The sequence below is a fragment of the Streptomyces sp. genome, from assembly GCF_036524955.1.
Classification (GTDB): Bacteria; Actinomycetota; Actinomycetes; order Streptomycetales; family Streptomycetaceae; genus Actinacidiphila.
Genome location: NZ_DATDBG010000140.1, coordinates 1 through 24548, shown reverse-complemented (window position 1 = coordinate 24548; position 24548 = coordinate 1). Strand labels below are relative to the sequence as shown.

The following is a 24548-nucleotide window of genomic DNA, read 5'->3' as shown; positions in this document are numbered from 1 at the left end:
ATCCTTTGAACTAGTGCATAATATTGTTTGTGCTAGGAGAGTATCGGATCACTGGTCGGGGCGCATCGGCAATCGCCGCCGACATCGAGAGCGCGGTGGGCACGGGTGCGCTGCCCCCCGGTGAGGCGCTGCCGCCGCTGCGCGAACTGGCTGCGGAACTCGACGTCAATCCGAACACGGTGGCCGCCGCGTACCGGCTGCTGCGCGACCGGGGGGTGATCGAGACCGCGGGCCGCCGCGGCAGTCGTGTCCGGTCCCGCCCGGCCACCGCCCCGCGCGACGCGATCCGCATCGACGTGCCGTCCGGCGTACGCGACATCTCCACCGGCAACCCCGATCCCGCGCTGCTGCCCCCGCTGGGCGACGCGCTCGCCGCTGCCGCCGCACACCATGCGCGCGGGCCCGCGCTCTACGGGGGGCCGCCGGTGGATCCGGAGTTGAGCCGGCTGGCCCGGGCCGCGCTGGACGCGGACGGGGTGCCCGACGGCCCGGTCGGCCTGACCTCCGGCTCCCTCGACGCGATCGAGCGCGTACTCGCCGCCCATCTGCGGCCGGGCGACGCGGTGGCCGTCGAGGACCCGGGCTGGGGCAGCCTGCTCGACCTCGTGCCGGCGATGGGCCTGCGCACGGTCCCGGTCGCCCTGGACGACGAGGGACCGCTGGTGCCGGAGGTGGCTCGCGCGCTGGCAGCGGGAGTACGCGCCCTGGTCGTCACCGACCGAGGCCAGAACCCCACGGGCGCGGTGATGTCCGCGGCCCGCGCACGGGAGCTGCGCGGCCTGCTCGCCGGCCACCGCCATGTGCTGGTCATCGACGACGACCATGTGCACGGCCTGGCCGACCTGCCGCTGCACTGCCTGTCGGGCGCCACCGACCGCTGGGCGCTCGTGCGCTCCACCGCCAAGGCGTACGGCCCCGACCTGCGGCTTGCCCTCTACACCGGCGACGCGGTGACCGTGGACCGGATACGCGGCCGGTACCGCCTGGGCGCCGGCTGGGTCAGCCACCTCCTGCAACGGACCGTCGTCCACCTCTGGGAGAGCGGAGCTGTCGACGCGGCCGCGACCGCACGCGCGTACGGCGAACGGCGCGACGCACTGGTGCGGGCCCTGGCCGGGCGCGGCGTCACCGCACACGGCCGCAGCGGCATGAACGTGTGGGTACCGGTCAGCGACGAGACCGGCGCGGTGGCCGGCCTGTTGCAGCGGGGATGGGCGGTGGCGCCCGGCGCCCGCTTCCGGCTGCGCTCGGCCCCCGGAGTGCGGCTCACCGTCTCACCGCTCGCCTCCGACGACATCGAACCGCTGGCCGACGCGGTCGCGGGCGTGCTGCGCCCGGCGGGAACGGGCCGGTTCGACTGAACCGCCCGGGCCGAACCCCCACGCCCCGCCCCGCCCGGACCGCCCGGCCGGCTTCCGCTGCCCGCTCCGACCGAGCCCTCGTCCCCGCAGGCGGTGCTACTCCTGACGCGCCGTCCTCGGCCGCCGCTGGGTGAGCGCCGCCCCGACCAGTATCACCACCGCCCCGACCGGCTCGTACCAGCTCAGCGACTCGCCGAGCAGCAGCACTCCGGCGGCGGTGGCCACGATCGGTATCAGGTAGGTGACCATCGCCCCGATCGTCGGACCCTTCTCGGCGACCAGGCCGTACTGGATGAGGAAGGCGATCCCCGTGCCCAGGGCGCCCAGCGCCAGCACCGACAGCACCGACTTCGCCGGATACGAGCTCGGTATCGAGGTGAAGAACGGTGTGACCAGGACGAGTTGCAGGGTGCCCAGCATCAGCTGGCTCGCGGACATCGCCAGGTGGGAACCGCCGCGGTGGGACAGCGTCCGCCGGACGTAGGCCCAGCCGACCGCGTAACTGACCGACGCCGTCAGCGCCATCAGGGTGCCCTTCGGCTCCTGTCCGGAGAAGCCCTGCCAGGCGCCGAGCACGGTGAGCACCCCGGCGAAGCCGATGCCGACACCGGCGAAGCGCTGCCGCGACGGCCGGTCCTCGGAGAGCGCGACCAGCGAGACCAGCATCGAGAAGAGTGGGGTGGCCGCGTTGCACATCCCGGCGAGCGTCGACGGGATGGTCTGCTCGGCGGTGGCGAAGAGCGTGAACGGCAGCGAGTTCAGCAGGAAGGACGCGACGGCCAGGTGCATCCAGGTCCGCCGGTCGCGCGGCAGCCGCTCCCGCTTCACCGCGACCGCCGTGGCCAGCACCGCGGTGCCGAACACCATCCGGCCGAGCGTGACCTGGAGCGGCGCGAACGCCTCGTTGCCCACCTTCATGAACAGAAAGCTGAAGCCCCACACCAGGCCCAGCGCGACGAAGCGGAGCCGCCAGTCGGCCAGACGGCGCACGGCGGAAACAGAAGGGACGGGTGCGGTGACGACGGTGACGACGGTATCGCTCCGGCTACGGCCAGGACTCCGACCACTACGCCCACGACTACGACTACGGCTCTCCACGGGTGCGCTCATGGCCCCACTCTGGCGGCTCCGATCTCGTAGAACAAGCGAGATTTATTACATCGACGACGTAGAATTGCTAACATGTTGAGCCTGGAACGCCTCCGTATCCTGCACGCCATCGACGCCTACGGCTCGGTCAGTGCCGCCGCCGACGTGCTGAGCGTGACCACCTCCGCCGTGTCGCAGCAGATGACGAAGCTGGAGCGGGAGATCGGGCAGGCATTGCTGGCCAAGAACGGCCGGGGCGTGCGGCTCACCGACGCCGGAAGGCTGCTGTCCGGGCACGCGGAGCGGATTCTCTCCCTGATCGAGCTGGCCCACGCCGACCTGGAGGCGCACCGCGGGGCCGCCGTCGGCGAGTTGCGGGCCGGCGCCTTCCCCACCGCGGTCCGTGGACTGTTCCCCGAGGCGCTGCACGAACTGCGCCGTCAGCACCCCCAACTGCGCACCTCGGTCCACGAGATGGAGCCGGACGACGCACTGGCCCGGCTGAGCCGAGGCGACATCGACCTGGCCGTGGTCCTGGACTGGTACAACAAGCCGCTCTCACTGCCCGGGGGGCTCGCCAAGGCCGCGCTCTTCGACGACATCGTGGACGTCGCGGTGCCGACCGGTCACCGCCTGGAGGGCCGGCCGTGGATCGACCTGGAGGAGCTGGCCGACGACGAGTGGATCGCCTGGCCGGACGGCGGCTTCTGCCACGAGTGGCTGCTGTTCACCCTGCGCGGCAAGGGCATCGAGCCGCGCATCGCCCACCACGCCGAGGAGCACGCCACGGTGCTCACGCTGGTCGCGGCGGGCTTCGGCGTGGCCGTGGCCCCCCGCCTGGGCCGCGACCCGATGCCCTACGGCGTGCGGATCGTGCCGGTACGCCACACCATGCGCCGCCATGTCTACGCGGTCTGGCGGGAGGACGCGGACCGCCGCCCCGCGATCAGGGCGGCGGTCGACGCGCTCCAGGAGTCGGCCGACCGGATGCGGGGCCGGCCGGCCGCCCCGCCCCACCCGGCTCCAGGCTCCGCCGCCCGCGCCCCGCTCAGGCCAGCATGACCTCGTCCCCCGACACGGTCACCTGCTTCTCCGCCAGCGGCGAGGTGGCCGGGCCCTGGGCCACGCTGCCGTCCGCCACCTTGAACGCGCTGCCGTGACACGGGCAGACGATGGTGCCGCCGGACACGCCGGTGACCGCGCAGCCCCGGTGCGTGCAGATCGCGGAGAAAGCCTTGAACGTCCCGGCCTCCGGCTGGGTGACGACCACCTTCTGGTCGGCGAAGATCTTCCCGCCGCCCACCGGGATCTCCGAGGTCTTCGCCAGCGCGGTGCCGCCGCCCGCGGGCGCCGACGTGGTGGGGGAGGCGCTGGGGGACCCCGCGGTGGTGGGCGCCGCCGTGGTCGGCGTGGCCCCGTCGTTCGTGCCGGAGTCCGAACTGCCGCAGGCGGTGAGAACGGCGGCGAGGCCCGCCCCGCCCGCGGCGGCCACGACGCCGCGGCGGGTGGGGGGGACGGGGAAGCGGGAGGTTTCGGCCATGATCTGATCCTGTCCACTGGCGGAGCCGGGCGACGGCGACGCACCCTCGCCCGGCGACGTGTTCTCACGCGTGACGGTTCATACGGATCAACGCCGCGATGTGTTCAACGCCTCCCGCAGGAAGTCCAACGGGTGCCGCAGCAGCCCTTCGACCACAACCTCGTCGGTCGGCGCGTGGGTGACGCCCGACAGCTGCAGCACCCGGTGCGGGCGCCCCGCTGCGAACAGCGCCGCCGACACCCGCAGGGTGTGCGCGGCCACCACCGACGATGCCGCCGGCGCGTGTCCGGGCCCGTTCGCGGCGGGTCAGCTCGGCCTCGGGGACCTCGCCCTGCGCCGCAGGCAGCGTGGAGGGGTCGACGAGCAGCCGGTCGCCGTCGCCGTCCGACTGTCACAGGCAGCCGATACGGTTTTCGGGCCCGCGGGTGCGCAGGAACAGCACGGTCTCGCCGTCCGGTGCGAGGGTGAAGGCGTGGGGCACGCCGAGCGTGAAGCGCTGGGTGCGGGCGAGCCGGCGCGGAAAGGGCAGCGGAGAAGTGATCTTGTCCATACGGGCAGTCTCCACCCCGTTAGCCTGGGGGGATGCTGAGAGAAGTGACGGGTATCCGGTATGTGACGCCGCTGCGTGAGGGCGGCTCGGTGCCCGGCGTGGTCGAGGCCGACGACCTCGGTACGTACGTGGTGAAGTTCATCGGCGCCGCCCAGGGCCGCAAGGCGCTGGTGGCCGAGGTGATCTCCGGCGAGTTGGGCAGGCGGCTCGGGCTGCGGGTGCCCGAACTGGTGCGGTTCGACTTCGATCCGGTCATCGGGCTCGGGGAGCCCGATCAGGAGATCCAGGACCTGCTCAAGGCGAGCGGCGGGCTCAACCTCGGGATGGACTTCCTGCCCGGCTCCCTCGGGTTCGATCCGCTGGTCTTCCCGGTGGACACCGCGGAGGCGAGCCGTATCGTCTGGTTCGACGCTCTCATCGGCAACGTCGACCGGTCGTGGCGCAACCCCAACATGCTGGTCTGGCACCGGAACTGGTGGCTGATCGACCACGGCGCCTCCCTCATCTGGCACCACAACTGGAAGTCGGCCGCCGCCGCTTCGGCCAAGCCGTACGACGCCGCCGGCCACGCACTGGCCCGCTTCTCACCCGATCCCGCCGTCGCCGCGGCCGAGTTGGCGCCCCTGGTGACCGACGGGCTGCTGGCGGAGGTCACCGGACTGGTCCCCGACGAGTGGCTGGTGGACGAGCCCGGCTTCGACGCACCCGACGACGTACGCCGCGCGTACCGCGAGCTGCTGGGCGCCCGGGCCGCAGACATCCACCGGCGGATCACCCTCGCGCCGAGGCAGGAGGCGAAACAGCCGCCGCCGCCCTGGCTGCGTACCTGGGTGGAGGGGAAGAACACCCAGCAGAAGAGCGCCTCCGGCGGGAGCGCCGTGAGCAGCGGCACCGAGGGCGCCAGCGGCGAAGGGAAGAACGCCCGGTGAACGGCCGCGATGTCTTCGAGTACGCGCTGGTGCGCGTCGTGCCGCGGATCGAGCGCGGCGAGATGATCAACGCCGGCGTGCTGGTCTACTGCCGGGCGCGCGGCTACGTGGGCGCCCGGATCCATCTGGACGAGGTCCGGTTGCGCTGCCTCGACCCGGACGTGGACGTGGACGGCGTACGGGCGGCCCTGCGCGGGTACCAGGGCATGTGCGCGGGCGGCGAGCGGGCGGGGCAGGCCGCGGCCGACGACCCGGGCCGCCGCTTCCGCTGGCTGACCGCACCCCGCAGCACCGTCGTCCAGCCCGGGCCGATCCACACCGGGCTGACCGCGGACCCGGACAAGGAGGCGGACCGGCTGCTGGCGCTGCTGGTCAGGTGAGGCGGAGCCGGCGCCGAGCCACACCCACCCGTGGCGACGTTGACACAGGGTCACGACGCTCCTACGGTTTCGGCTACGGGACCTACTAAGCGGTCGCTCATGCAACGGGAGTGTGCGCGGCCGTACCACGGCTGAGGAGACAAAGATGTCCACCACCGAGCAGCGCGTAGCGATCGTCACCGGGGCCGCCCGCGGGATCGGCGCCGCCACCGCGGTCCGGCTGGCCGCCGAGGGCCGCGCCGTCGCCGTACTCGACCTCGACGAGAGCGCCTGCAAGGACACCGTCGAGACCATCGGCGCGGCCGGCGGCAAGGCCGTCGCGGTCGGCGCCGACGTGTCCGACGAGGCACAGGTGGAGGCCGCCGTCGCCAAGGTGGCCGAGGAGCTCGGTCCGCCCACCATCCTGGTGAACAACGCCGGCGTGCTTCGGGACAACCTGCTGTTCAAGATGAGCGCCGCCGACTGGGACACGGTGATGGGCGTGCACCTGCGCGGCGCCTTCCTGATGACCCGCGCGGTCCAGAAGCACATGGTGGACGCGGGCTTCGGCCGGGTCGTCAACCTCTCCTCGTCGTCCGCGCTCGGCAACCGCGGACAGGTCAACTACTCGGCCGCCAAGGCCGGACTCCAGGGCTTCACCAAGACCCTCGCCATCGAACTCGGCAAGTTCGGCGTCACCGCCAACGCGGTCGCGCCCGGCTTCATCGTCACCGACATGACCGCCGCCACCGCCGCCCGCGTCGGCATGGGCTTCGAGGACTTCCAGACCGCCGCCGCCACCCAGATCCCCGTCCAGCGCGTCGGCCGGCCCGACGACGTCGCCAACGCCATCGCCTTCTTCACCGGCGACCAGGCCGGCTTCGTCTCCGGCCAGGTCATGTACGTGGCCGGCGGACCGCTCGACTGACCGGCCGCACTCGACCGGCCGCACTCGACCGGCCGCACTCGACCGGCCAACTCGACAGACCGGCTCGACCGACCAGCAACCGACCAGCGGAGAGGTCCCGCACTCATGACCCAGCCCCAGGACAGCGGACGCGTCGCCCTCGTCACCGGCGCCAGCCGCGGCATCGGTTACGCCATAGCCGAGGCGCTGGTCGCCCGCGGTGACCGCGTCTGCGTCACCGGACGCAACGAGGACGCGCTCAAGGAGGCGGTGGAACGGCTCGGCGCCGACCGCGCGATCGGCGTGGCCGGGAAGGCCCACGACGAGGCCCACCAGGCCGTCGCCGTGGAACGCGCCATGGAGGCGTTCGGCCGGATCGACTTCCTGGTCAACAACGCCGGCACCAACCCGGTGTACGGCCTGCTCGCCGACGTCGACCTCGGCGTGGTCCGCAAGGTCTACGAGACCAACGTCGTCTCAGCCCTCGGCTTCGCCCAGCGGACCTGGAAGGCGTGGCAGCGGGAGAACGGCGGCGCGATCGTCAACATCGCCTCCATCGCCGGTCTCGCCCCGTCACCCTTCATCGGCGCCTACGGGATGAGCAAGGCCGCCATGGCCAACCTCACCGTGCAGCTCGCCGCCGAGATGGCCCCGGGCGTACGGGTCAACGCCATCTCGCCGGCCGTGGTGAAGACCCGGTTCGCCGCCGCGCTCTACGAGGGGCGCGAGGAGGAGGCGGCGGCGGGGTACCCGCTGGGGCGGCTCGGGGTGCCGGAGGACATCGGCGGTGCCGCCGCCTTCCTCCTCTCCGACCAGGCCGCCTGGATCACCGGCCAGAACCTCGTCATGGACGGAGGGCTGTTCCTGCACGCCGGGAAGCAGTGACGGGGGCACGACGGACCGGGTTGTCAGTGGGAGGCGGTACGTTCTGAGACAGTAACGGATCGCTTACCGGAGGTTCCTGACGTGCCCAGCATGCTGCCCGACTCCTGGGAGACCGCGCTCGGCGAGGAGTTGGACAAGCCCTACTTCCAGCAGCTCACCGCCTTCGTCGAGGCCGAGCGGCGGGAGCACCGCGTCTTCCCGCCGCACGACCAGGTGTTCGCCGCCCTGGACGCCACCTCGTTCGACCGGGTGAAGGTGCTGATCCTGGGCCAGGACCCCTATCACGGCGAGGGGCAGGGTCACGGTCTGTGCTTCTCCGTGCGACCCGGGGTGAAGACCCCGCCCTCGCTGCGGAACATCTTCAGGGAGCTGCGGGACGACCTGGGCTACCCGGTGCCGGACAACGGCTACCTGATGCCCTGGGCCGCACAGGGCGTGCTGCTGCTCAACGCGGTGCTCACCGTCCGGGAGGGCGAGGCCAACTCACACAAGGGCAAGGGCTGGGAGAAGTTCACCGACGCGGTGATAAGGGCGGTGTCGGCCAGGACCGACCCGGCGGTCTTCGTGCTCTGGGGGAACTACGCCCGCAAGAAGCTGCCGCTGATCGACACCACCCGGCACACCGTGGTCGAGGGTGCCCACCCGTCACCGCTGTCGGCCAAGCTCTTCCTCGGCAGCCGCCCGTTCAGCCGGATCGACGAGGCGCTCAAGGCCCAGGGGCACGATCCGATCGACTGGCGCATCCCGGACCTCGGGGAACGCGCCGCCTAGGGCCGGTCTGACGCAGGGCGCCGTCCGCCCACGGGGCGGGGCTCGCGGTGTCCGGTGCGTGCGGTCGCACGGCGGAGGACCGGCCTCGTAGCGGGCGTAACAGTGGGCGCAGTGGGCGAAGCGGGCCTGCTCCGACGATCCCGACAACGCGGCGAGCGTGCGTGCCGGGCACCGCGGGGCAGGCGGGATGTGTCGGACAGGCCCCCGCGGTGCCCCGCTGCCGGCCCCGCCCACCTGCCCGTATGCTGCGGAAAGCACCGTACGGGCAGACCACCGGCAGCGGTCAGGACAGGAGCACGCATGGGATCCGGCAGCGCCCCGATGAAGATCGGCGTCATCGGGCTCGGCGACATCGCGCAGAAGGCGTACCTGCCGGTGCTCACCGCGCAGCCGGGTCTCGAACTGCACCTGCACACCCGCACCCCCGCGACGCTCCGGCGGACCGGGGACGCGTACCGCCTCCCGCACCGGCACACCTCGCTGGACGCGCTGCTCGACCAGGGCCTCGACGCCGCGTTCGTGCACGCGCCCACCGAGCATCACCTGGCCATCGCGCGGCGGCTGATCGAGTCGGGCGTCCCGTCGTACGTCGACAAGCCGCTGGCGCGCGACGCCGACGGCGCCCGGGAACTGGTGACGCTCGCCGAGGAGCGGCGCGTGACGCTGATGGCCGGCTTCAACCGGCGTTACGCGCCGGGCTACGCGCAGTGCGCGGACCACCCGCGCGACGTGATCCTCATGCAGAAGAACCGGATCGGGCTCGCCGACGACCCGCGCGAGGCGATCTTCGACGACTTCATCCATGTCGTGGACACCCTGCGGTTCCTTGTGCCCGGACCGGTGGAGGACCTGCGGGTCTCCGCCCGGGTGCGCGGCGGGCTGCTGCACCACGTCGTGCTGCACCTGAGCGGCGACGGGTTCACCGCTGTCGGGTCGATGAACCGGATGAGCGGTTCCGCCGAGGAGAGCCTCGACGTCAGCGGCGGCGACTCCCGCCGCCAGGTGCTCAACCTCGCGGAGGTCGTCGACCACAAGGGCCAGCCCACCGTGCGCCGCCGCGGTGACTGGGTGCCCGTCGCCCGGCAGCGTGGCATCGAGCAGATCACCCTGGCCTTCCTCGACGCCGTACGCGCCGGCCGGTTCCTCGACGCCCGCGACGCCCTGCTCACCCACGAGCTGTGCGAGCGCGTGCTCACGGACGTGCGGGGGCAGGGCGCCGCAGCCTGACCACCCGGACCACCTCGTACGCCCCGGCAACGAGCACCAGCAGCAGCGCCAGCCGCGGCACCCAGTCGCCGAAGCGCACGTACGGGCTGACACCGGCGGCCAGCGGCACCTCGTAGACCGCGGAGGCGCTGTCCCCGGTGCCGACCCGGTGGCCTACCGCGCGGCCGTCCGCGTCGTACACCGCGCTGATCCCGGTGAGCGTGGCGTGCACCATCGGCCGCCAGTCCTCGGCGGCCCGCAGCGCGGCGAGCGAGGCGTGCTGCGCCGGCGCCCAACTGCCCTGGAAGGTCGAGGTGGCGGACTGCGCGATCAGCACCTGCGCGCCGTCGCCGGACAGTCGGCGGCTCATGTCCGGGAACGCGGACTCGAAGCAGACCAGCGGGCCGAACCGCAGGGTGCCGGTGTCCATCACCACCCGCCGGGTGCCGGGCCTGCGGTTCCGGTCGGCCGCCTTGCCGACCGAGGTGGCCCAGCCGAGCAGCGGCCGCAGCGGGATGTACTCGCCGAACGGGACCAGGCGCATCTTGTCGTACGTCGGCCCGGTCACGCCGTCCGGCCCGATCAGCTCCGAGGTCTTCGAGATGCCGGTGCCGTCGGCACGGCCGGCGTCCACGTTCACCAGGATGTCCGCGCCGACCTCCCGGGAGAGGGCGGCAAGGCGGTTCGCCATGTCGGGGCGGGTCGCCAGATCGACGCCGATGCTGCTCTCGCCCCAGACCACGAGGTCGGGACGGGTGCCGGTGAGCTGCCGGGTGAGCTGGACCTCCCGCTCGAAGCGGGCGTCGCCGGTGGCGACGACGCCCGGCTGCACGACCGCGATACGCACCGAGCCGGACTGCTGGGGGCGCGGCGCCCACAGGTACACCCCGGTGGTGACCACGCCCGCCGCGGTAAGGGCAATGATCGCGGTACGGCGCACGGACGGCACCGCGACCAGCGTCGTCACGACGGTGTTCACCAGCACCACGAGCAGGCTGACCAGCCACACCCCGCCCACGGAGACCAGCCGCAGCGCCGGTCCCACCTGCCACTGGCTGGCGCCGAGCAGGCCCCACGGACCGCCGAGCCCCTGCCAGGAGCGCACCAGTTCCACCATCAGCCAGCCGGCCGGCAGCAGCACGGCTGCCGCCGCGGCCTGCCGCATCCCGGCGCCGTCGCCGAGCAGCCGCCGCGTCAGCCAGCCCCACGGGGCCCACAGCGCGCCCAGCAGCAGGGCGAGGATCACGATGAACACATGCAGGTTCGGGATCAGCCAGTGGTGCACCGCCAGCATGAACCCCGCGCCGCCGAACCATCCGTCCAGCGCGGCCCGCCGTGCGGTCGGGGCCGACCGGGCCAGCAGCATCCACGGCACGAGCGCGACATACGCGAACCACCACCACGACGGCGCGGGAAAGGCCAGCGCGGGCAGCGCGCCGGCCGCCGCCGCCGCTGTGCCACGCACCCACGGGGACGAAAGACCCGCCTCCTTCTGCCTTTCGGCCGCCGCCGTCATGCGCGCTCCCTCGACAGTCCCCGCACGTTGGGGGGCGACCACGTTCTTCGCTGCGACCTACCCCTCCCGCCCCCCACCATGCGCCTTCGGCCCGGGAAGCGGAGGAACGAAACGGAGTCGGACGCCACCGGAACGCGGTGGGAGGAGCGCGGTCACGGGGTGCGGGGCGGCGGGGCGGGGTTCAGGGCGGGAAGGCCCGTCCGGTGCGGAATCGGTGCGGAACCGCGTGGCGGTCTTCGCGCGGAGTCCGCTCAGGAACTCTGCTCGGCCTCCCGCACCGCCCGCATCCGGGCGCTGATCACCAGGTACGCCGCGGTGCCCGCCGAGGTGAAAGCGGCGGCCATGATCCAGGGGCGGTCCAGGACATGGCCGGTGAGGTGGTCGAGGGAGAAGCGGCCGGGGCCCGCCAGGCCCAGCGCGGCGGCGGTGCAGCCGACGAAGGCCGGGTGCTCGAAGCCACCGGACTCGGCGAAGAACCCGGCCGGGGCGTGCACCGAGACCGCGGCGGCCATACCGCCGGCCGCCGCGGCGCCCGCGGCGGGGGTGGCCAGGCCGAGGCCGAGCAGCAGCCCGCTGCCTGTCTCGCCGAGGCCGGAGGCGAGCGCGGCCTGACGCCCGGGCCGGAACCCCATCTGCTCCATCGCCTGGGCCGTGCCGTCCAACCCGCCGCCGCCGAACCAGCCGAAGAGCTTTTGCGAGCCGTGCGCGACGAGCACCGAGCCGACGCCGAGTCGCAGGGCGAGCAGCCCGAGATCCTTGCGGTACGGGAACGCCATGCCGCGTCCTTTCCTGGAAGCCGTGGCCCCAGTCTCCGCGCAGCGCTGCCCGCACCGCCTCATGTGGAGATCCGTCCGGGTGAGGACCGGTACCGGCCGAGCACCGCCACGAGGCAGGACCCCGTACCGGCTCAGGGCCTGTACCGGCTCAGAGCCCGTACCGGCTCAGGCCCCGTACCGGCGAGCACCGGCACGGCTGGGGAGCCGCGCGGGCCGGGGACCTGCCCCTCACCGCCGCCTACGGCAGCCGGTTCCACTCGGTCAGCACCGGCCGCCCGTGCTCCAGGCCGAGGCGGCTGACCGTACCGGTCGCGAGCTGGAAGAGGGCGCCGTCCGCGGGCGGCAGGCCGAGCCGCCGGGCGGTCAGCACCCGCAGGAAGTGCCCGTGGGCGACGAGGACCACGTCGCCGCTCCCGTTGTCGGCCAACGCCGCCCCGATCCGCGCGAGTACCCGGTCGGCCCGCGCGCCGACCTCCGCCGCGGTCTCCCCGGGACGGCCGTCGGGGCCGGGTACCACCCCGTCCGTCCACAGATCCCAGTCCGGGCGCTCGCGGCGGATGTCGTGAGTGGTCACGCCCTCGTATCCGCCGTAGTCCCACTCGCGCAGGTCGGAATCGACCAGCGCGTTGCCGAGACCGGCCAGTTTCGCCGTCTGCCGGGCCCGTTCCAGCGGGCTGGTCAGCGCGTACGCGATGTGCAGGCCGGTCAGCAGCGGCACCAGAGCGCGCGCCTGCTCCTCGCCGTTCGGGGTGAGCGGCAGATCGGTGCGGCTGGTGTGCCGCCCGGTCACGGTCCACTGGGTCTCGCCGTGCCGGACCAGAACGAGTTCACCCACGGGTCACCTCCTGCGACGCCCCTCGGCGCCCTGACGTGATCTTACGTCGCCGGTGACGGGTCGGGCCCGGCGGCGGTTCCCGCACCCGGCCGGCCGGCTTCCGCACGCCACACGGACCGTGCCGACCGCGAACTCCTTCCGTCAGACGCGGTCGTTACGATGACGCCGGGCGCCCGTCGCGGCATCCGCGTGACCTCGGTCCGAATCAGGGACGGGGGGCGGGGACAGACGCGTCCGGGCCGCCACGGACCCCCGCCCGATCGCGACAGCAGCACAGGAGCCACCATGAACGACGCACCCCGCACCTACGACGTGGTGGTCATCGGAGCGGGACCGGTCGGTGAGAACGTGGCCGACCGCACCCGGGCCGCCGGGCTCAGCACGGTCGTCGTGGAGAGCGAACTCGTCGGCGGCGAGTGCTCGTACTGGGCGTGCATGCCGAGCAAGGCGCTGCTGCGACCGGTCATCGCCCGCGCCGACGCGCGCCGGGTAGCCGGCGCGAGCCAGGCGGTGGCGGGACCGCTGGACGCCGAGGCCGTCCTCGCCCGCCGCGACGAGTTCACCTCGCACTGGAAGGACGACGGCCAGGTCGGCTGGCTGACGTCGGTGGGCGTCGATCTGGTACGGGGCCACGGACGGCTCGACGGTCCCCGGCAGGTGACCGTGCGGACCCCGGACGGTGGGACTGTACGGCTCACCGCCCGGCACGCGGTCGCCGTCTGCACCGGCACCACCGCGGCCCTGCCCGACCTGCCGGGCCTGGCCGAGGTGAAGCCGTGGACCAGCCGGGAAGCCACCAGCGCCAAGGAGGTCCCCGGGCGGCTGGCGGTGGTCGGCGGCGGAGTGGTGGCGGTCGAGATGGCCACCGTGTGGCAGGCCCTGGGCGCGCGGGTGACGATGCTCGTACGGGGGCAGGGGCTGCTGCCGCGGATGGAGCCGTTCGCGGGCGAACTGGTCGCCGAGACGCTGGCGGAGGCCGGGGTCGACCTGCGGTTCGGGGTGTCCGTGGCCTCGGTCGCCCGCGAGGGCGGCGAGGTGCGGGTGGGCCTCGACGGCGGGGACGAACTGGCCTGCGACGAGATCCTGTTCGCCACCGGCCGCGCCCCGCACACCGACGACCTCGGCCTGGAGACCGTCGGACTCACCCCCGGCGACTGGCTGCGGGTGGACGACACCTGCCGGGCGACGGACGTCGCCGACGGCTGGCTGTACGCGGTCGGCGACGTCAACCGCCGCGCCCTCCTCACCCACCAGGGCAAGTACCAGGGCCGGATCGCCGGTGCGGTGATCGCCGCCCGGGCCACGGGCGAGCCGCTGGACGACCGCCCCTGGGGTGCGCACGTCGCCACTGCGGACAGCTTCGCCGTCCCGCAGGTCGTCTTCACCGACCCGGAGGTCGGCTCGGTCGGCCTGACCGCCCGGGAAGCCGAGCAGGCGGGCCGCCGGACCAGGGTGGTCGACTACGACCTCGCGCAGGTCGCGGGCGCGAGCCTGTACGCGGACGGCTACCGCGGCCAGGCCCGGATGATCGTGGACCTCGACCGCGGGCACCTGATCGGCGTCACCTTCGCCGGCCCGGGCACCGGCGAGCTGCTGTACTCCGCCACCGTCGCGGTCGCGGGGGAGGTGCCGGTCGAACGGCTCTGGCACGCCGTCCCCGCGTACCCGACGATCAGCGAGATCTGGCTGCGGCTGCTGGAGACGTTCCGGGACTGAGTGCCGGGGCCCGCGCCGGTGCACGCCGTACGGAGGGCGGCGGCGCGGGGGCTCGCGGGATGAGCCGACGGGTTCCGTTCGCGGACCCGGGGCTGACGACCGAGGTCCACCTGGCCGCCGACGGCCGCTGCCGCCCGCCGGCGTTCGTCCTCACGCTGTCCACGGGTCCGGCGCTCCGCTCACCGCTCCGGGCGTCGGGCGGCGCAGGCCCAGGTGGTCGCGGAGGGTCGGACCCTCGTACTCCTGCCGGAACACCCCGCGTTCCTGGAGCAGCGGCACCACAGTGTCCGCGAAGGCGTCCAGGCCGCCGGGTGTGATGTGCGGGACGAGGATGAAGCCGTCGGCGGCGTCGGCCTGGACGACGTCGTCGATGGCGCGGGCCACGGTCGACGGTGAACCGACGAAGGTCTGCCGGGCACCGTTGCGGATCATCAGCTCGCGGATGGACAGCCCCTCCGCCTCCGCGAGCGCCCGCCACTCACGGGCGGTGGCCAGCGGGTCGCGGAACTGGCGCACGCTCGCCCGGCCCTGTGCGAGGGTGTGCTCCCCGGGATCGGGGTCCACCTCGGGCAGCGGGCCGTCCGGGTCGTACCCGGACAGGTCCCGGTTCCACACCTGTTCCAGCAGCTTGATCGCGGTCTGCCCGCTGACCTGGGCCCGGCGTACCTCCCGCGCCCGCTCCCGGGCCTCCGCGTCGGTGTCGCCGAGTACGAAGGTGGCGGCGGGCAGGATCAGCAACTCGTCGCGGGTACGGCCGTGCCGGGTGAGGCGGCCCTTCACGTCCTGGTAGAAGGCCTGCCCGGCCTCCAGCGTGGCGTACCGGCTGAAGATGGCGTCCGCCGAGGCGGCCGCGAACTCGCGGCCCTCCTCCGAGTCGCCCGCCTGGAAGATCACCGGCCGGCCCTGCGGGCTGCGCGGCACGTTGAACCGGCCCGCGATGTCGAAGTGCTCGTCCTTGTGCCGGAAGGCGCCCGCCGCCGGATCGGCGAGGAAGCGTCCCGACTCCTTGTCGGCCACGATGTCGTCGCCGCGCCAGGAGTCGGCCAACTCCCGTGCGGTGCCCAGGAACGCCTCGGCCCGCGAGTAGCGGTCGCCCTGCGCGAGGAAGCCGCCGCGCCGGAAGTTCTCGCCGGTGAACGCGTCCCAGGACGTGACGACGTTCCAGGCCGCCCGGCCCCCGGACAGATGGTCCAGGCTGGCGAACTGCCGGGCCACCTCGTAGGGCTCGTTGAACGTGGAGTTGATGGTGCCGGTCAGCCCGATCCGGTCGGTGACCGCGGCCAGCGCGGCGAGCACCGTGAACGTGTCGGGGCGGCCCATCACGTCCAGGTCGTAGATCTGCCCGCCCTGTTCGCGCAGCCGCAGCCCCTCGGCGAGGAACAGGAAGTCGAACTTGGCGCGCTCCGCGGTGCGCGCGAAGTGGCTGAAAGAGCTGAACTCGATATGGCTGCCGGCCGCCGGGTCGCTCCACACGGTGGTGTTGTTGACGCCGGGGAAGTGGGCCGCGAGATGGATCTGCTTGGGCGTGCTGCTCATGGCGGTGTCCGGTCCTTCCTTCAGGCGCCCGCACGGGCGTAGCGGTTGGCGGGCCGGGGGAGACCCAGCAGACCGCGCAGCGTCGCGGCCTCGTAGCGGCGGCGGAACGCCCCGCGGTCCTGCAACTCCGGCACCAGCCCCCGGACGATCGCCCGCAGGTCGTGGTCGGCGTCGGCCGGACGCAGCCGGAACCCGGTGAGGCCGCCCTCCCGCAACTCCAGCAGCAGATCGGCCAGTTGGGCCGGGGTGCCGGCGAAGACCGGGGCGTCGCCGGCGTACGGCGCGTCCAGCAGCGCGTCCAGCCGCTCCCGGCGGGCTCGCGCGGCGGCAGCGCTCTCACCGAGGAAGACCAGCAGATCGCCGAAGACGTGCACGGTCTCGCCGGCGCGCCCGGCCGCCGCCTGCCCGCCCCGGATCCCGGCGACGATCTCCGCCGCCTGCCCGGCGTCCTGCGGGGTCACGAAGCCGACGTCCGCCGAACCCGCCACCAGCCGGTACGCGACGCTGCCGTGCGCGAGCGCGGTCACCAGGGGCTGGCCCTGCGGCGGACGGGGCGTGATCGAAGGCCCCTTGACGCTGAAGTGCCGCCCCTGGAAGTCGGCGTAGTGCAGCTTGGCGCGGTCCACGAACCGGCCGGTGGCCACGTCCCGGATCTCCGCACCGTCCTCCCAACTGTCCCAGAGGCGGCGGACCACCTCCACGTAGTCGGCGGCCTCCTGGAACAGCTCGGCGACCGACTCCTGCACCCGCGGCTCGTGCCAGTCCTCGAAGCGGAACGGCGGCAGTTCGCGGCGGCCGAAGTGCGCGGCCACGTACGGCTGCGCGGCCACCTGGACCCGCAACCCGGCGCGGCCGGTGCTCACATAGTCCAAGGTGGCGATCGCCTTGGAGAGGTGGAACGGCTCGGTGTGGGTGGCGACCAGCGTCGGGACCAGCCCGATCCGCCGGGTCAGCGGGGCGACCCGGGCCGCGACCAGGACCGCGTCCAGCCGGCCCCGGACCTGATCGGTGCGGTCGTCCGGAAAGGAGGGGTCGGCGGACTGGAGCGCGAGGGAGTCCTCGAACGTCACGAAGTCGAGCAGGCCGCGCTCGGCCTCCTGCACGGCGTCGGTCCAGTAGGCGGCGGTGAACAGCTCGCGCGGCCGGGCGCCGGGCTCCCGCCAGGCGGCGGGGTGCCAGCCGGCGTCGTTCAGCGCGACGGCCAGATGCAGCGGGGGCGGGGATGCGGACATACGAGGGGCGCCTTTCTCGGTCGACCGGAGGCGGACACGACCGCGGGCCCGTACGAGCGGGACGTACGCCGAGCGGCGTCGGCGCGTGCGGGGCGGGGTCGGGTCGCGGGAGAGAACCGGGTCAGCGGCGACAGAGCGCGCCCGCCACCCGCTGGAGATCGATGTGCTGGCGCCGGTGGAGGCGGACGCGCGGACCGCGGGGTGTGAGCGTGCGTAACGCGGTGGGGCCGACGACAGGCGCTGCGCCGTGGTTTCCTGGATGCGCTGCCTCGCGCGTCGCACACACCGCTGTCACCCCCCCCAGGTCCGCACCGCACCAGTCCCTCGGCCTGTGACGCTAGCCCGCGTCCGCGCCCCGCGCAATGCCGCCCGGGACGCGCAGGAAGTGGAAGAGGGTGCCACGGCGCAGGGTGAAGCCCATCGACTCGTACAGCCGGATCGCGCCGGTGTTGGACGCCGCCGCGTGCAGGAACGGGGTGTCGCCGCGCTCCCGGATTTCGGCGGCGGCATGACGGACCAACCGGGTCGCCAGGCCGCGCCCCCGGTGCTCGGCGTCGGTGCAGACCGCGCTGATCTCCGTCCAGCCGGGCGGGCGCAGCCGCTCACCGGCCATCGCGACCAGCTTTCCGGCCCGCCGGATGCCGTAGTACGCGCCGAGTTCGATCGTGCGCGGCAGGAACGGTCCCGGCTGGGCCCGCGCCACGAGGTCCAGCATCTCCGGCACGTCGGCCGGGCCGAGCGGTTCGGCCTCCGGGTCCGGCTCGTCCCGCAACTTCGTCGCCACGAGCTGCACGCCCTGCCCGGTCTGGCCGGTCGCCCATCCCTCGGGCAGCGTCGGCACCCCTGCCAGGGCGAAGGAGTTCCCCGGCCCCACGAGGGCGGCCAGGTCCGCCCACGACCGCGGGTCCTCCGCGTCGGCCAACGCCACGAACGGTGAGACGTCCTGCTGGTACCGGGCCGCGGCCCCGACGATCTCGGCGAGATGCCGGTGCGGGCCGGTCAGCGCGGCCCACGTGGCATTGTCCAGGACGTGCGGCTCCGCCGTGCCCGGGCCACTGGGCTCGGGCGGGGGCTGAAGGCTGGTCGACATGGTCGCGGTGTTCTCCGTTCGGTACCCGTACTGATCGTCGCGACCGACGTCGTCGCGACCGACAAGGACAACCGGGGACCGCCCGCCGAAAATCCCCGCGGGCGGTCCGGTCCCGGCCAGGAGTTGGTCAGCGGCAGCCCGGGCGGGTTGACCAGGGAGGTGGACACGGCCTCGTCACGGCGGCCGGAGTCGGCCGGGCCTGGCACGTAACGCTGGCAGCGGCGTCGGCACGTGTCAATGAACGCATCGGCGGAAGATCCCGGATCATCCCGGTTCGCGGCCCTCGGCGGGCGTAGGCTTCACACGCCGTTCAGAAAACGCCGGCCCCCGGCCGCCGGTCAGCCGGCCCGGCGCTTCGAGGCCGTCTTCTTGGCCGCTGTCTTCTTCGCGGGTGTCTTCTTCGCCCCGGTCTTCTTGCTCGCCGCGGACTCCGGTGCCGCGGGCTCGGGCGCCGAAACGTCCGACTTCGGCGCGGACGACTTCGGCGTCGACGGCTTCGAGGGTGTGGAACCGGACGTGGCGGACTTCGCGGACGCCGCTGCCTTCTTCGCAGGCGCCTTCTTCCGGTCCGCGCCCTGACCGTTCGCTGTCTTCTTCGCGGCCGTCTTCCGGCCCGTGGGCCGGAGCCGGGTGACGGTGGCGTCCTCCGAGGGCGCCTGTCCCTCGGGCGCCGCGCCGCTCTTCGCAGCCTCGACGGAGGCGGCGAGTGCGGACATGAGGTCGACGACCTGGCCGCCCGCCGCCTCCTCGCCGGCGGGCGGGAGTTCCGCGCCCTCGAGTTTGGCGGTGACCAGCGCTTCGACCGCCTGGGCGTACTCGTCGTGGAAGGCGGAGAGGTCGGCCTCGCCGAGCGCGTCGATGAGGGTGTCGGCGAGGCGCAGCTCGTTGTCGCTGATGTTGACGCGGCCCTTGGGAGCCGCCTCCGCGGCGGAGTTCAGCTCGTCCGGCCAGCGCAGCGTCTGGAGCACGAGTACGTCGTCGCGCGACGTGATCAGCGCGAGATGCTCGGAGTTGCGCATGGCGAACTTGCCGACCGCGGCCTTGCCCGAGCGGGAGAGCGCCTCGCGCATCAGGACGTACGGCTTGTTCGCCGCGGGGGAGGAGGGCGCGAGGAAGTAGGGCGTGTCGAGCTGCATGGAGTCGACCGTGGCCGTGTCGAGGAAGCCGTGCACCTCGATGGTCTTGGCGGTGGGCAGCGGCAGTGCCTGGAGCTCGTCGTCGGAGAGCGGCACCAACTGGTCGTCCGGGGTCTCGTAGGCGCGCCCGATGTCGGAGGCCGACAGGACCTTGTGGTCCACCTCGCAGGTCTTCTGGTAGCGGACGCGGCCCAGGTCGGGCAGGTGGACCTGGCGGAAGCCGATCTTGTGGCTGGAGACGGCGGCTCCGAGTTTGACGGGGATGGAGACCAGGCCGAAAGCGAGGTTCCCCGACCAGACGCTGCGCATGACGTGTCCTTTTTGTCTGCCTATGAGACTTTTATCGTATGCCGATCACCGAGATCGAGGGCCGCCGGCTGAAGCTCAGCCACCTCGACCGGGTGCTCTGGCCGCGCACCGGTACCACCAAGGCCGAGATGCTGCACTACTACGCGAGCGTGGCCGACGTCCTGCTGCCGTACACCCGCGGCCGGCCGGTGAGCTTCGTCCGCACCCCCGACGGCGTGGACGGCCAGCGTTTCTTCCAGAAACGGCCGCCCGCCGGCACACCCGAATGGGTGACCGTCGCCGAGACGCTCAGGAAGAGCGGCGAGTTCATGGAGCAGGTGCAGGTCAACGATCTCGCCACGCTGATGTGGGCGGGCAATCTCGCCTGCGTGGAGCTCCACACCCCGCAGTGGCGGGCGGGCGCGATGGAGGCCGCCGACCGGCTGGTGATCGACCTGGACCCCGGCGAGGACCGCACGGTGATCGACTGCTGCCGGGTCGCGCTGCTGCTGCGCGAACGGCTCGCCGAGGACGGCATCGAGACCTGGGCGAAGACCAGCGGCTCCAAGGGCCTGCACCTGTTCGCCGCGCTGCTCGACGCGAGCCCGCACGCGGCCAGCGACTACGCCAAGCGCGTCGCGCAGGAGCTGGAGGGCCGCCACCCCGACCGGGTGATCTCCCGGATGACCAGGGCCGACCGCACCGGACGCGTCTTCATCGACTGGTCGCAGAACTCGGCGAAGAAGACGACGGCGGCTCCCTACACCGTCCGCGCCCGCGACCTGCCGACCGTCTCGGCACCGGTCTCCTGGGACGAGGTGGCCGCCGCCCGCGATCCGGAGCAACTGGTCTTCACCGTCGCGGACGTGCCCGGGCGGGTGGTCGAGCAGGGCGACCTGCTGGCCGGGCTGCTCGACCCGCGCGCGGCGCGGGCGCTGCCCGGGTGAGGCGGCAGGGACGCGGGAGCCCCGCGAAGCCTGGTCGCTCACCGGCGCGGGGTGCCGTCCCAGCGCCATGTCTCCAGCCGGTGACGGCCCGGCAGCCCGGCGCGGCCGGTGGCCCACAGCAGGGTGGGCCAGGGGCCGGTGCCGGCCGGGACGTCCGGGAAGAGGCGGGCCAGCGCGCGGGCGCACAGATCGGCCGGTGGGGTCCAGGCCAGGCCCAGCCCGGCGGCCAGGTCGTGGGTGTGCACCAGGGTCTCCACGAGGCCCATCGCGGCGAAGCCCTCGGGGTCGGAGACGCCGAAGCCGTGGTACGCGCGGACGTCCGGCGGGGTCGTCCGTACCATCGCGACCAGCAGCGCGCCGCACGTCTCCAGCACCTGAAGCAGGCCGGCGGGGCCCGCCGCCCGGTCCGCGTGCACGGCGTTGGCGGGGCCGCCGGTCCTGCGGCTCTCCCAGACGAAGGGCACCTCGCCGGTCAGCGGCGGTCTGCGGGGACCGAGCTGGACGGCGTACGCGAACAGGTCGTCGGCCAGGTGCTCCACCGTCTCCCAGCAGGTCCACTCCAGCGAGCCGGCGTTACCGTCCCACCCCGCGTCCGGCGCCCGGCCCAACGCGTCGACCGAGAGGCGTACCGCGAGGTCGAGGTCGTCGGCGGTGACGGGTCCGGCTGCGCTCTGTGAAGATCGGCTCACGCCGGGAACCGTACCCGTCCGCCACATCCGCGCCCAGCCGTTTTCCGCGCCCGGCCGCCGGCCCTCGTACCCCCGTTTCGGTCCGGACCGCCTCCACCTCGTCCCCGCGCTGCGGCGGTTGCGCATCGAGGCGGGCCGCCGCCTCGGCGGTGAGCAGCTGAGGCCTGAGCAGGAAGCGCACGCCCTCGGGGGCCTCCAGTCGGAAGCCGCCGCATCCGGCCTGCGACCACGCCGACGCTGAGGTGGGTCTGCCGCCCGTACGCGTACTGGCTCGCGCCGTCCAGGAACGGGGGTGTCCCCGGTGAACCGCCCGAGCCGCACGTCCGCCCCGGAACCGGCCCCGCCGCCCCGGAACCCGCCGCGCCCAGCCGGCACGCGCGTGCTCCAGGCCGGTCCGCCGCTCCCCGCGTGCACCCTGCTCCGCCATCGCCGTCCCGGCTTCGCGGTCGGGCAGGCGCCGCCCGACCGGTGCCTTCGTCGAAGGCGGGCGAGCGCGCTGCGCCGAGTCCCGCGAAACCGCGATGACGGCAGACCGGTACATTCTTCCCGTCCTCGGTGCGGAGCGAGGGCACGGCCATGCCCCGAAGGGCTGCCCCAGCGACCATCGGCGACCGATAATCGAACACGACACATCCGACAACAACATCCTGCCCGCCGGACGAGCCCCCGCGGCACCGACCCTCGTCCGGCGGGCGGGACAAGAGGAAAGGACCCCGTATGCCTGACACCCCGCGGATCGTCTCCCTGCGCGCGGCCGGCACCTGCTTCGTCGTGGAACTCACCGAGCCGGTGCCCAGAGTCCTCCACTGGGGAGCGGACCTCGGGGAACTGTCCGACGCGGACCGCGCCGCCCTGAGCCTGACCGCCGAGCCCGCCCTGCTCAACAACTCGCTCGACGTTCCGCGCACCTTCACCATCTGGCCCACCGAGGCCGACGGCTGGTCCGGCACTCCCGCCCACCACGGCCATCTCGACGGCACCACCAGCGCGCCGCGGCTGACCACGACCGGCACCTCGTACCGCCAGGACGCCGAAGGCGGCGAACTGTCCGTCTCCCTCACCGAGGGCGCGGCCGGACTCGATGTGACCGTCACCTACACGCTGGAGCCGTCCGGCGTGCTCGGCGTGCGGACCGAGATCACCCGCCAGGCCGAGGCGGACCCGGCGCCGTACGACCTCGCGCAGGTCACCACGCTGCTGCCGCTGCCCCGCCGGGCGGGGGAGATCCTCGACTTCACCGGCAAGTGGAGCCGCGAGCGCTCCCCGCAGCGCGGTCCGCTGCGGTACGGCACCCACAGCCGCGAGGTCCGCCGCGGGAAGCCGGGGCTGGACTCGCCGTATCTGGTCGCCGTCGGCGTGCCCGGCTTCGGGTTCCGCGAGGGCGAGGTGTGGGGGCTGCACGTCGGGTGGAGCGGTGATCAGCGCTACCTGGTCGAGCGGTTGCCCGAGGGCGCTGGCACCCACGCCTCGGTGCTCGGCGGCGGAGACCTGCTGCGGGCCGGTGAGGTCCGGCTCGCTCCCGGCGACAGCTACCGCACGCCCGTCTGCTACTTCGCCTGGTCCGGCGAGGGCCTCGACGGGCTCGCCGACCGGTTCCACACGCTGTTGCGGGACCGGCCGACGCATCCGCGCCGGCCCCGCCCGGTGATCCTCAACAGCTGGGAGGCGGTGTACTTCGACCACGACCTCGACCGGCTGCTGCGGCTCGTCGACCGGGCCGCCGAGGTCGGCGTCGAGCGGTTCGTGCTGGACGACGGCTGGTTCAACGGACGCCGCTCCGACCACGCCGGGCTCGGCGACTGGACGGTCGACCCGGAGGTGTGGCCCGGCGGGCTCACCCCGCTCGTGGACCATGTGCGGTCGCTGGGCATGGAGTTCGGCCTGTGGTTCGAGCCGGAGATGATCAACCTCGACTCCGACCTGGCCCGCAAGCACCCCGAGTGGGTGCTCGGCCCGGCCGGCGGCCTCGGCCCCGCCGCCCGCCACCAGCACGTCCTGGACGTGGCCAACCCCGACGTGTCGGACTACCTGCTCCGCGCCCTGGACACGCTGGTCGAGAAGTACGCCATCGACTACCTCAAATGGGACCACAACCGGGAACTGCACGAGGCGGTGCGCGGTGCCTCCGACCGGCCCGTGGCACGTGCCCAGGTGGAAGCGGTGTACCGGCTGCTGGACGCGCTGAAGGAGCGGCATCCCGGACTGGAGATCGAGAGCTGCGCCAGCGGCGGCGGGCGGATCGACCTCGGCATCCTCGCCAGGACCGACCGGGTGTGGGCCTCGGACTGCAACGACCCGGTGGAGCGCCAGTCCATCCAGCGCTGGACCGGCCAACTGCTGCCGCCGGAGCTCGTCGGCGCCCACGTCGGCGCCTCGCCCAGCCACACCACCGCGCGGCGCAGCACCGACACCTTCCGGCTGGCCACCGCGCTCTTCGGCCACCCGGGCATTGAGCAGGACATCACCCGGTGCACGCCGGAGGAGCTGGCCCGGCTCACCGCCTGGACCGCTTTGTACCGGGAGCTGCGTCCGCTGCTGCACGGCGGCCGAACCGTACGCGCCGACCTGGCCGGTGACGCGACGCTGCTGCACGGCGTGGTCGGTTACGACGGCACGGCCGCGCTCTACTGCTGGGCTCGGGTGGCCACCTCGACCGAGGCCCAGTCGGGGCGGGTACGGCTTCCCGGTCTCGCGGCGGAGGGGACCTACCGGGTGCGGGTCCGCACCGAACTCGGCCTGCCCTCCTTCCACCAGAACGGCGGCCCGGCCTGGTTCGCCGCGGCCGTCGACGGCTGGGTGACGCTGCCGGGGACGGTGCTCGCGGTGGCCGGGGTGCCGATGCCGACGCTCAACCCGGAGCAGGCGCTGCTGTTCGAGGTGCGGCGGGAGGACTGACGGCGGGCGGGTGCTGTGAGGGCGGGGGTTCCGGGGCGCGCCGTCCTGCTGCGGGAGGCGGCTGCGCGGGTCACGGACCCGCGCGGTCACCCCACGCGGGTCGCAGACAGCGCCCTGTGGCGTTTTCGGTCGGTCTTCCTGCTCGCTCCTTGTGCGGGTGGCCTCGTTCCTCGGCCGCCCACTCCAGGAGCTCGGGCGTCAGCCCTGTGGCGTTTTCGGTCGGTCTTCCTGCTCGCTCCTTGTGCGGGTGGCCTCGTTCCTCGGCCGCCCACTCCAGGAGCTCGGGCGTCAGCCC

24 protein-coding genes are annotated in these 24548 nt (G+C 73.4%); 11 read left to right on the top strand and 13 right to left on the bottom strand.

Annotated elements, in window-relative coordinates:
- Positions 1–29: 29 nt before the first annotated feature.
- Complete coding sequence (locus VIW71_RS11320) at positions 30–1361, top strand: aminotransferase class I/II-fold pyridoxal phosphate-dependent enzyme (RefSeq protein WP_331621965.1); 1332 nt, start codon at positions 30–32, stop codon at positions 1359–1361.
- 96 nt (positions 1362–1457) lie between these two features.
- On the opposite strand, the gene VIW71_RS11315 is transcribed toward VIW71_RS11320, so the two are convergent.
- Positions 1458–2351 (bottom strand): DMT family transporter, encoded by an 894-nt coding sequence (locus tag VIW71_RS11315; RefSeq protein WP_331621964.1) that lies wholly within the window; start codon positions 2349–2351, stop codon positions 1458–1460.
- Positions 2352–2543: 192 nt separating this feature from the next.
- Here VIW71_RS11315 and VIW71_RS11310 point away from each other — a divergent pair, with 192 nt between their 5' ends.
- Positions 2544–3512, top strand: coding sequence for a LysR family transcriptional regulator (locus tag VIW71_RS11310; protein ID WP_331621963.1), 969 nt, complete (start codon positions 2544–2546; stop codon positions 3510–3512).
- Here the strand turns inward: VIW71_RS11310 and VIW71_RS11305 are convergent.
- The 3 genes from VIW71_RS11305 to VIW71_RS11295 form a co-directional block, all read right to left on the bottom strand.
- The gene (locus VIW71_RS11305) at positions 3499–3990 is read right to left on the bottom strand and encodes a Rieske (2Fe-2S) protein (protein ID WP_331621962.1); all 492 of its coding nucleotides are present in this window, start codon (positions 3988–3990) and stop codon (positions 3499–3501) included. The genes VIW71_RS11310 and VIW71_RS11305 overlap by 14 nt on opposite strands.
- A gap of 87 nt (positions 3991–4077) precedes the next feature.
- A complete protein-coding gene (locus tag VIW71_RS11300; RefSeq protein ID WP_331621961.1) occupies positions 4078–4251 on the bottom strand; it encodes a hypothetical protein in 174 nt (57 codons plus the stop codon).
- A 130-nt stretch (positions 4252–4381) separates the two neighbouring features.
- On the bottom strand, positions 4382–4540 hold the full coding sequence (locus tag VIW71_RS11295) for a hypothetical protein (protein WP_331621960.1): 159 nt from the start codon (positions 4538–4540) through the stop codon (positions 4382–4384).
- Positions 4541–4572: 32 nt separating this feature from the next.
- Between VIW71_RS11295 and VIW71_RS11290 the strand changes: the two genes are divergently transcribed.
- From VIW71_RS11290 to VIW71_RS11265, 6 genes are all read left to right on the top strand, one after another.
- Complete coding sequence (locus tag VIW71_RS11290; protein ID WP_331621959.1) at positions 4573–5469, top strand: HipA family kinase; 897 nt, start codon at positions 4573–4575, stop codon at positions 5467–5469.
- Positions 5466–5849 carry a DUF3037 domain-containing protein gene (locus tag VIW71_RS11285; protein WP_331621958.1) on the top strand — a complete coding sequence of 128 codons (384 nt, stop codon included), beginning with the start codon at positions 5466–5468 and terminating at the stop codon, positions 5847–5849. Before VIW71_RS11290 ends, VIW71_RS11285 begins: the two co-directional genes overlap by 4 nt.
- Before the next feature lie 145 nt (positions 5850–5994).
- Positions 5995–6756: a 3-oxoacyl-ACP reductase FabG gene (gene fabG / locus VIW71_RS11280; RefSeq protein ID WP_331621957.1), complete on the top strand. Its 762-nt coding sequence runs from the start codon at positions 5995–5997 to the stop codon at positions 6754–6756.
- 105 nt (positions 6757–6861) lie between these two features.
- Positions 6862–7620, top strand: coding sequence for an SDR family oxidoreductase (locus VIW71_RS11275; protein ID WP_331621956.1), 759 nt, complete (start codon positions 6862–6864; stop codon positions 7618–7620).
- Positions 7621–7710: 90 nt separating this feature from the next.
- Positions 7711–8391 carry a uracil-DNA glycosylase gene (gene ung, locus VIW71_RS11270; RefSeq protein WP_331621989.1) on the top strand — a complete coding sequence of 227 codons (681 nt, stop codon included), beginning with the start codon at positions 7711–7713 and terminating at the stop codon, positions 8389–8391.
- Positions 8392–8712: 321 nt separating this feature from the next.
- Complete coding sequence (locus VIW71_RS11265) at positions 8713–9618, top strand: Gfo/Idh/MocA family protein (RefSeq protein ID WP_331621988.1); 906 nt, start codon at positions 8713–8715, stop codon at positions 9616–9618.
- On the opposite strand, the gene lnt is transcribed toward VIW71_RS11265, so the two are convergent.
- The 3 genes from lnt to VIW71_RS11250 all read right to left on the bottom strand — a co-directional run bounded on the left by lnt (position 9584) and on the right by VIW71_RS11250 (position 12724).
- Positions 9584–11113, bottom strand: a complete 1530-nt coding sequence (gene lnt, locus VIW71_RS11260; protein WP_331621955.1) for an apolipoprotein N-acyltransferase — start codon at positions 11111–11113, stop codon at positions 9584–9586. The genes VIW71_RS11265 and lnt overlap by 35 nt on opposite strands.
- 251 nt (positions 11114–11364) lie before the next feature.
- Positions 11365–11889, bottom strand: a complete 525-nt coding sequence (locus VIW71_RS11255; protein WP_331621954.1) for a DoxX family protein — start codon at positions 11887–11889, stop codon at positions 11365–11367.
- Positions 11890–12127: 238 nt separating this feature from the next.
- A complete protein-coding gene (locus VIW71_RS11250; RefSeq protein WP_331621953.1) occupies positions 12128–12724 on the bottom strand; it encodes a histidine phosphatase family protein in 597 nt (198 codons plus the stop codon).
- Between the two features lie 285 nt (positions 12725–13009).
- Here VIW71_RS11250 and VIW71_RS11245 point away from each other — a divergent pair, with 285 nt between their 5' ends.
- A complete protein-coding gene (locus tag VIW71_RS11245; RefSeq protein ID WP_331621952.1) occupies positions 13010–14440 on the top strand; it encodes a dihydrolipoyl dehydrogenase family protein in 1431 nt (476 codons plus the stop codon).
- Between the two features lie 150 nt (positions 14441–14590).
- Here VIW71_RS11245 and VIW71_RS11240 read toward each other — a convergent pair whose 3' ends face one another.
- From VIW71_RS11240 to VIW71_RS11225, 5 genes are all read right to left on the bottom strand, one after another.
- Positions 14591–15976 (bottom strand): NtaA/DmoA family FMN-dependent monooxygenase, encoded by a 1386-nt coding sequence (locus tag VIW71_RS11240; protein WP_331621951.1) that lies wholly within the window; start codon positions 15974–15976, stop codon positions 14591–14593.
- Positions 15977–15996: 20 nt separating this feature from the next.
- On the bottom strand, positions 15997–17208 hold the full coding sequence (locus tag VIW71_RS11235; protein ID WP_331621950.1) for an LLM class flavin-dependent oxidoreductase: 1212 nt from the start codon (positions 17206–17208) through the stop codon (positions 15997–15999).
- A 121-nt stretch (positions 17209–17329) separates the two neighbouring features.
- Positions 17330–17494, bottom strand: a complete 165-nt coding sequence (locus VIW71_RS26545; RefSeq protein WP_414720727.1) for a putative leader peptide — start codon at positions 17492–17494, stop codon at positions 17330–17332.
- Between the two features lie 51 nt (positions 17495–17545).
- Entirely contained in the window at positions 17546–18298 is a 753-nt protein-coding gene (locus VIW71_RS11230) for a GNAT family N-acetyltransferase (RefSeq protein ID WP_331621949.1), read from the bottom strand.
- Positions 18299–18636: 338 nt separating this feature from the next.
- Positions 18637–19743 (bottom strand): Ku protein, encoded by a 1107-nt coding sequence (locus VIW71_RS11225; RefSeq protein WP_331621948.1) that lies wholly within the window; start codon positions 19741–19743, stop codon positions 18637–18639.
- A gap of 38 nt (positions 19744–19781) precedes the next feature.
- Here VIW71_RS11225 and ligD point away from each other — a divergent pair, with 38 nt between their 5' ends.
- Positions 19782–20669 (top strand): non-homologous end-joining DNA ligase, encoded by an 888-nt coding sequence (ligD, locus tag VIW71_RS11220; RefSeq protein WP_331621947.1) that lies wholly within the window; start codon positions 19782–19784, stop codon positions 20667–20669.
- 38 nt (positions 20670–20707) lie between these two features.
- Here the strand turns inward: ligD and VIW71_RS11215 are convergent, their stop codons facing one another.
- Complete coding sequence (locus VIW71_RS11215) at positions 20708–21385, bottom strand: maleylpyruvate isomerase N-terminal domain-containing protein (protein WP_331621946.1); 678 nt, start codon at positions 21383–21385, stop codon at positions 20708–20710.
- Between the two features lie 690 nt (positions 21386–22075).
- On the opposite strand from VIW71_RS11215, the gene VIW71_RS11210 reads away from it, so the two are divergent.
- Entirely contained in the window at positions 22076–24253 is a 2178-nt protein-coding gene (locus VIW71_RS11210; RefSeq protein ID WP_331621945.1) for an alpha-galactosidase, read from the top strand.
- Positions 24254–24548: the final 295 nt, after the last annotated feature.

What these genes read in the sequence shown, in the direction of transcription:
- VIW71_RS11240 (WP_331621951.1), bottom strand. Translation starts at nt 15,976, where the DNA reads ATGAGCAGCACGCCCAAGCAGATCCATCTCGCGGCCCACTTCCCCGGC.
- VIW71_RS11225 (WP_331621948.1), bottom strand. Translation starts at nt 19,743, where the DNA reads ATGCGCAGCGTCTGGTCGGGGAACCTCGCTTTCGGCCTGGTCTCCATC.
- VIW71_RS11290 (WP_331621959.1), top strand. Translation starts at nt 4,573, where the DNA reads ATGCTGAGAGAAGTGACGGGTATCCGGTATGTGACGCCGCTGCGTGAG.
- fabG (WP_331621957.1), top strand. Translation starts at nt 5,995, where the DNA reads ATGTCCACCACCGAGCAGCGCGTAGCGATCGTCACCGGGGCCGCCCGC.
- VIW71_RS11275 (WP_331621956.1), top strand. Translation starts at nt 6,862, where the DNA reads ATGACCCAGCCCCAGGACAGCGGACGCGTCGCCCTCGTCACCGGCGCC.
- VIW71_RS11255 (WP_331621954.1), bottom strand. Translation starts at nt 11,889, where the DNA reads ATGGCGTTCCCGTACCGCAAGGATCTCGGGCTGCTCGCCCTGCGACTC.
- VIW71_RS11265 (WP_331621988.1), top strand. Translation starts at nt 8,713, where the DNA reads ATGAAGATCGGCGTCATCGGGCTCGGCGACATCGCGCAGAAGGCGTAC.
- lnt (WP_331621955.1), bottom strand. Translation starts at nt 11,113, where the DNA reads ATGACGGCGGCGGCCGAAAGGCAGAAGGAGGCGGGTCTTTCGTCCCCG.
- ung (WP_331621989.1), top strand. Translation starts at nt 7,711, where the DNA reads ATGCTGCCCGACTCCTGGGAGACCGCGCTCGGCGAGGAGTTGGACAAG.
- ligD (WP_331621947.1), top strand. Translation starts at nt 19,782, where the DNA reads ATGCCGATCACCGAGATCGAGGGCCGCCGGCTGAAGCTCAGCCACCTC.
- VIW71_RS11245 (WP_331621952.1), top strand. Translation starts at nt 13,010, where the DNA reads ATGAACGACGCACCCCGCACCTACGACGTGGTGGTCATCGGAGCGGGA.
- VIW71_RS11295 (WP_331621960.1), bottom strand. Translation starts at nt 4,540, where the DNA reads ATGGACAAGATCACTTCTCCGCTGCCCTTTCCGCGCCGGCTCGCCCGC.
- VIW71_RS11235 (WP_331621950.1), bottom strand. Translation starts at nt 17,208, where the DNA reads ATGTCCGCATCCCCGCCCCCGCTGCATCTGGCCGTCGCGCTGAACGAC.
- VIW71_RS11215 (WP_331621946.1), bottom strand. Translation starts at nt 21,385, where the DNA reads ATGTGGCGGACGGGTACGGTTCCCGGCGTGAGCCGATCTTCACAGAGC.
- VIW71_RS11310 (WP_331621963.1), top strand. Translation starts at nt 2,544, where the DNA reads ATGTTGAGCCTGGAACGCCTCCGTATCCTGCACGCCATCGACGCCTAC.
- VIW71_RS11230 (WP_331621949.1), bottom strand. Translation starts at nt 18,298, where the DNA reads ATGTCGACCAGCCTTCAGCCCCCGCCCGAGCCCAGTGGCCCGGGCACG.
- VIW71_RS11305 (WP_331621962.1), bottom strand. Translation starts at nt 3,990, where the DNA reads ATGGCCGAAACCTCCCGCTTCCCCGTCCCCCCCACCCGCCGCGGCGTC.
- VIW71_RS11210 (WP_331621945.1), top strand. Translation starts at nt 22,076, where the DNA reads ATGCCTGACACCCCGCGGATCGTCTCCCTGCGCGCGGCCGGCACCTGC.